The 6086-nt window shown below is 48.6% G+C and carries 4 protein-coding genes; 3 read left to right on the top strand and 1 reads right to left on the bottom strand.

Annotation, left to right across the window (positions count from 1 at the left end; genetic code table 11):
• Nucleotides 1-428: 428 nt before the first annotated feature.
• Nucleotides 429-1154, bottom strand: a complete 726-nt coding sequence (gene bamD, locus BZG81_RS15145; protein WP_077661674.1) for an outer membrane protein assembly factor BamD — start codon at nt 1152-1154, stop codon at nt 429-431.
• Nucleotides 1155-1352: 198 nt separating this feature from the next.
• On the opposite strand from bamD, the gene rluD reads away from it, so the two are divergent.
• From rluD to clpB, 3 genes are all read left to right on the top strand, one after another.
• The gene (gene rluD, locus BZG81_RS15140) at nt 1353-2327 is read left to right on the top strand and encodes a 23S rRNA pseudouridine(1911/1915/1917) synthase RluD (protein ID WP_077461943.1); all 975 of its coding nucleotides are present in this window, start codon (nt 1353-1355) and stop codon (nt 2325-2327) included.
• The gene (pgeF, locus tag BZG81_RS15135) at nt 2327-3049 is read left to right on the top strand and encodes a peptidoglycan editing factor PgeF (protein WP_077677780.1); all 723 of its coding nucleotides are present in this window, start codon (nt 2327-2329) and stop codon (nt 3047-3049) included. Before rluD ends, pgeF begins: the two co-directional genes overlap by 1 nt.
• 81 nt (nt 3050-3130) lie before the next feature.
• Nucleotides 3131-5707, top strand: a complete 2577-nt coding sequence (gene clpB, locus BZG81_RS15130; RefSeq protein ID WP_021024607.1) for an ATP-dependent chaperone ClpB — start codon at nt 3131-3133, stop codon at nt 5705-5707.
• Nucleotides 5708-6086 lie beyond the last annotated feature (379 nt).

Genomic DNA, 6086 nt, shown 5'->3' with positions numbered 1-6086 from the left:
TCCCCATGTGAGAGTAGGACATCGCCAGGCTCTCATTGCTTATCTTGTTGATAGCTCGATGCTTTTGATATCTGCGATGCTCATGTATTGGCATACACTGCGCGTCTCGATTCAAAATCCTCATCGCATCAAACAAGATAATCTAATTAGCGCTTAGTATTAGGCTTTAGTTAGCAAACATTTAAGCATCAAAGCAATTAAGTGTAAGACTTTGATGAGTAGAGATACGAAGCCCTGACCTAACGGTCGGGGCTTTTTTGTATCTTTAATCTTTGATGAAAAACCAATAAAGCCTTGGCCTGTCGGTCAGGGCTTTCTTTTTTTGTTCGTGTTTGCTCGTCTCATCGCGACATAGCACAAAAAAGCCTCTCTATAATAGAGAGGCTTTTGTCGTTTTAACCAGTGTCGTTTTAACCAATATTGACGGATTAAATGGAATTTTTGTCTATCAGATCCTGAGTACGCTCGGCTGGCTCGTCAAGTCCGAGCTTCTTATAGGCTGTTAGCATCAGAGGCAAAGAAGCTTTAGCGGCTTCAGTGTCAGGGAAGTCTCGTTGTAAGGCCTGGCAACGGTTAACGGCTGCAACCCAAGCTTCACGACGAATATAGTAGTCGGCGGCGGCTAACTCGTATTGCGCTAAACGATTTTTTAACGCGATCATACGTGCCTTTGCATCAGCAGCATACTCGCTATTGGGATAGCGTTCGAGTAAGCGGCGAAAATCAGCAAATGCTTTACGAGCCGGCTGAGGGTCACGATCATTGCGCTCCATACGGAGAATGTCGTGGATTAGGCTACGATCTTGTGCCATATGAACGAGGCCTCGCATATAGGTAACCCAGTCACTTTCGGCATGAGCGGGGTGCATACGCATAAAGCGATCAATGGTTGCTTCGGCCAAGGCCAGATCGTCATTTTTATAATAAGCATAGATAAGATCCAGTTGCACTTGATCGGAATAAGCACCAAACGGATAGCGAGAGTCCAATGCCTCAAGCTTTTCAATGGCTGTTATCCATGCCCCTTTGTTTAACTGCGCTTCAGCATCCTGATACAGTTTGGATGGCGGATCGTCTTGGACAACTTGACTGTTGCTTGAGCAACCGACGAGTACAGAGGCTGCGAGTAGCGCAGTAAGGGTTAGGCGTTTCATGGGTTATCGCACTTCCTTGAAAAGTTTTTATGCCATCTGGATTACGGTCACAGCGGCAAACAGATACAATGTCATTATCCCGGCTATTTTATCCAGTGATAGGCGACTATAGCAAAAGGCGTTTACCGGCGATATGCCGAGCGCCACGATAGCGACTGTTGCGAGGGTTTAGTCATAGAAATCACAGAAAAGTTCGGTATGGCACAACAGATAGAATTATCCCATCAGATCCAAGAACACCAAATGGGTCAGCGACTCGATCAAGCGATCGCAGAGCTGTTTCCCGATTACTCTCGCTCTCGGATCAAAACATGGATTCAAGCAGGGCAAGTCTCACTCGATGGTATGGCGGTAGACAAGCCTCGTCAGAAAGTCATGGGCGGGGAGCAGGTTGAGATTGCCACAGAGATTGAAGATGACGATCGCTGGCTACCCCAAGAGATACCGCTCGACGTCGTCTATGAAGATAATGACCTCTTGGTGATTAATAAACCTGCTGGGCTTGTGGTGCATCCAGGTGCCGGCTGTCCGGATGGAACACTATTGAATGGTTTACTTCACCGTTATCCTGATATCGGGGATGTACCGCGTGCAGGGATAGTGCATCGTTTGGATAAAGATACCACGGGCCTAATGGTGGTTGCGAAAACGATCCCCGCGCAGACCCGACTGGTACGCGCGCTACAAAAACGTAAAATCACGCGTGAATACGAAGCGATTGCGATTGGCAATATGACCGGTGGTGGCATGGTGGACAAACCGATAGGCCGCCATTCAACAAAACGGACTCATATGGCCGTCCAAGAATTAGGGAAGCCTGCGATAACCCATTATCGGGTTGCAGAGCATTTCCGGGGTCATACACGGTTACGTTTGCGACTAGAGACGGGGCGGACTCACCAAATCCGAGTGCATATGGCGTATTTAAATCATCCTCTGGTAGGGGACCCGCTTTATGGCGGTAAGGCAAAGCCTCCACGTCAAGCCGGCGAGATCTTGGTTCAGACGCTAAGGCAGTTCAAGCGCCAAGCATTACATGCCGCCATGTTACGTCTTGACCATCCGATCACGGGTGAGCAAATGGAATGGCATGCCCCGATCCCCGACGATATGGTCGCATTGACGGAGCATTTACGTAGCGACCAAGCGGAAAACGGAGAAGACGAGTACTAATGGATTACCTCCAACCTGATTGGCCGGCTCCTGATAATATCGGTGCACTTACCACAACTCGTGAAGGGGGAGTGAGCCAGGGCGTGTTTTCAGGTTGGAATCTTGGTATGCATGTGGGTGATGATCCAGATGCCGTGCAAAAAAATCGTCTTGCTCTAGCCGGTATGGTTCACGGAGAACTGACGTGGCTTGAGCAAGTTCATGGGACTGAGGTCGCACGGCTGCCACATCAAGACACACATCCCAAAGCCGATGCAGCATTTACAGATACCGTCGGACAAGCTTGTACGGTTATGACCGCTGATTGCTTACCGGTGCTTTTTTGTAGCCATGATGGTTGCCAAGTCGCGGCGGCACATGCCGGGTGGCGAGGGCTACTAAATGGTGTTTTAGAATCAACCCTCGCTTTATTTGCGCAACCAGAACGCTGTTTTGTTTGGTTGGGGCCGGCAATTGGTCCACAAGCTTTTGAAGTCGGTGAAGATGTTTATCAGGCATTCATCTCGTATTCTTGGCAGACCAAGGCCGCTTTTTCACCTCGAGGGTCAGACAAGTATTTGGCTGATCTCTATGCGCTTGCAAGGCAACGACTAATAGCTACTGGCGTGACCGCGATTTATGGGGGATCGCTATGTACCTACCAGCAAGGCGATCAATTTTATTCCTATCGCCGAGATGGACAAACGGGGCGGATGGCAACGTGTATCTGGCGAATGAAATAAAGTCGTCTTAGATGCTTGAAAAATACCTGCATCGTGCCCATTTATTCATCAACTAAAGGTGTTAAGTGGGAGGAACTAACGATGCGCCTTGACCGTTTTACCAGTAAGTTTCAAATTGCCATTTCTGATGCGCAATCACTCGCGTTAGGGCGAGACCATCAATATATTGAACCCGTTCATTTGATGACCGCACTCCTGAATCAAGATAGCAGTGCGATTCGTCCGCTATTAACCATGCTGAACGTGGATGTGAGCCAACTGCGCTCTAGCCTTTCTGAGTTATTGGATCGCGTCCCTCAAGTCACAGGCACGGGCGGTGAGGTTCAGCTTTCGAATCATCTGGGTAACTTATTTAACCTTTGCGATAAGATCTCACAAAAGCGTAAAGACAAATATATCTCTTCTGAGCTTTTTGTCTTAGCTGCGGTAGAAGATAAAGGGCCGCTTGGGGAGCTATTGCGCAGCCATGGCCTGACATCACAAAAAGTTGAACAAGCGATAGAAAAAGTCCGTGGCGGTCAGCAAGTCGATGATCCCAACGCCGAAGAAAACCGGCAGGCGTTGGAGAAATTTACCCTGGATCTGACCGAGCGTGCTGAGCAAGGCAAACTGGATCCTGTTATCGGCCGTGATGATGAAATTCGCCGGACCATCCAAGTGCTACAGCGTCGTACCAAAAACAATCCCGTCCTGATTGGTGAGCCTGGTGTAGGCAAAACCGCGATTGTTGAGGGGTTAGCCCAGCGTATTGTGAATGGTGAGGTACCGGAAGGTTTGCGCCGTAAACGCGTGCTTTCTCTCGATATGGGGGCGCTAGTCGCTGGGGCTAAATACCGTGGGGAGTTCGAAGAGCGACTAAAAGCGGTATTAAATGAACTGGCGAAAGAGGAAGGTAATGTCATCCTCTTTATTGATGAACTTCATACCATGGTCGGGGCCGGTAAAGCTGAAGGGGCCATGGATGCCGGGAATATGCTCAAACCTGCCTTGGCACGGGGTGAGCTTCACTGTGTGGGCGCAACGACACTTGATGAATACCGCCAATATGTAGAGAAAGATGCGGCATTAGAACGTCGCTTTCAAAAAGTATTGGTGAATGAGCCAAATGTAGAAGACACGGTCGCCATTCTGCGCGGATTAAAAGAGCGTTACGAGCTGCACCATGCGGTAGAAATTACCGATCCGGCCATCGTCGCCGCAGCCAGCTTGTCACATCGCTACATTGCCGATCGCCAGTTACCCGATAAAGCCATTGATCTTATTGACGAAGCGGCGTCCAGCATTCGGATGCAAATTGATTCGAAACCCGATTCGTTAGATCGCTTAGAACGACGCATTGTCCAACTTAAAATTGAACAACAAGCACTAGAAAAAGAAGAAGATAGTGCGAGTCAAAAGCGTTTAGAGACACTGCGTGACGAGCTAGAGGCAAAAGAGCGTGATTATGCCGAGCTCGAAGAGGTCTGGAACACAGAAAAAGCCGCTGTATCTGGAGCTCAACATATAAAAGCTGCTCTAGAGCAAGCACGAACTGACATGGAGATAGCGCGGCGAGCCGGGGATTTAAGCCGAATGTCAGAATTACAGTATGGCAAAATTCCTGACTTAGAAAAGCAGCTCGATCTTGCTAGCCAAGCAGAAATGCAGGAAATGACTTTATTGAAAAACCGAGTCACAGAGGCTGAGATCGCAGATGTTATCGCACGGCAGACAGGGATCCCTGTTTCTCGTATGCTGGAAAGCGAAAAAGAAAAGCTACTTAAAATGGAATCAGCCTTGCACCAGCGGGTGATAGGTCAAGATGAAGCGGTCGGTGCCGTCGCCAATGCCATTCGGCGTAGCCGAGCCGGACTGGCGGATCCGAATCGCCCGATTGGCTCCTTCCTTTTCCTTGGGCCGACAGGGGTGGGTAAAACTGAGTTGTGTAAGTCGCTGGCCGAATTCATGTTCGATAGCCGTGATGCTATGGTTCGGATAGATATGTCTGAATTTATGGAAAAACACTCGGTAGCACGCTTAGTTGGCGCGCCTCCTGGTTATGTTGGATATGAAGAAGGGGGCTATCTTACTGAAGCGGTTCGTCGTCGTCCCTATTCGGTAATTCTACTTGATGAGATAGAAAAAGCGCATTCTGATGTATTCAACATCTTGTTGCAGGTACTCGATGATGGGCGTTTAACGGATGGTCAGGGGCGAACGGTTGATTTTCGAAATGCCGTCGTCATCATGACCTCCAACCTGGGTTCAGAGCAAATCCAAGCACACTTTGGTGAACTGGATTATGCAGGCATGAAGCAAACAGTGATGGAGGTGGCGGCGAATCATTTCCGACCGGAGTTTATTAACCGTATTGATGAGGCCGTTGTGTTCCATCCACTGGTTGAAGAGCATATAAAAGAAATCGCTGGCTTGCAGATGCAAGAGCTTGCCCGACGAATGGCAGAAAAAGATTTCAAATTGGAGATTTCCGAAGCCGCGCTTGCCAAGGTTGCTCAAAGCGGGTTTGATCCTGTCTACGGGGCGCGTCCACTTAAACGGGCTATCCAACAGACAATCGAAAACCCACTGGCGCAACAAATCTTGAGTGGGGAACTGGTCCCAGGTCAGCCCGTTTGGCTTGATGTTGAGAATGACCATGTCATTGCAAAACAAGGCTAACCCAGCTCTATCAGGCAAAAGCCGCCATTTTTGGTGGCTTTTTTCTTAGTTTGACTCAAAAACGCTTAGGAATAATGCAAATTGTTGGGTTTTTGCGCGCCTGAGATCTTTTTATCAAAAACCCCTTGCGCCAAAAAATTACCTCTCTATAATGCGCTCTCGTTGGCACGGCAAGCCGAGCTAACAACGGCAATACAGACAAGCAAAACAAAATGCTTGACTCAATGCCAAAGTGGCGTATTATGCCACTCCCGCTCAACGATGAGCGGCGCTCTTTAACAATTTGACCTATGCAATCTGTGTGGGCACTCGTTGAGAATAGACAAAAAGATTTATTCGATGAACTGAGTGACCAATACGAAACAACGTTTACGTTGTT

Source organism: Salinivibrio sp. MA607 (assembly GCF_001996245.1).
GTDB classification, from domain to species: domain Bacteria; phylum Pseudomonadota; class Gammaproteobacteria; order Enterobacterales; family Vibrionaceae; genus Salinivibrio; species Salinivibrio costicola.
The sequence above is the reverse complement of the archived record's forward strand: the minus strand, read 5'-3'. Positions and strand labels throughout refer to the sequence as shown.

What these genes read in the sequence shown, in the direction of transcription:
- bamD (WP_077661674.1), bottom strand. Translation starts at nt 1,154, where the DNA reads ATGAAACGCCTAACCCTTACTGCGCTACTCGCAGCCTCTGTACTCGTC.
- rluD (WP_077461943.1), top strand. Translation starts at nt 1,353, where the DNA reads ATGGCACAACAGATAGAATTATCCCATCAGATCCAAGAACACCAAATG.
- pgeF (WP_077677780.1), top strand. Translation starts at nt 2,327, where the DNA reads ATGGATTACCTCCAACCTGATTGGCCGGCTCCTGATAATATCGGTGCA.
- clpB (WP_021024607.1), top strand. Translation starts at nt 3,131, where the DNA reads ATGCGCCTTGACCGTTTTACCAGTAAGTTTCAAATTGCCATTTCTGAT.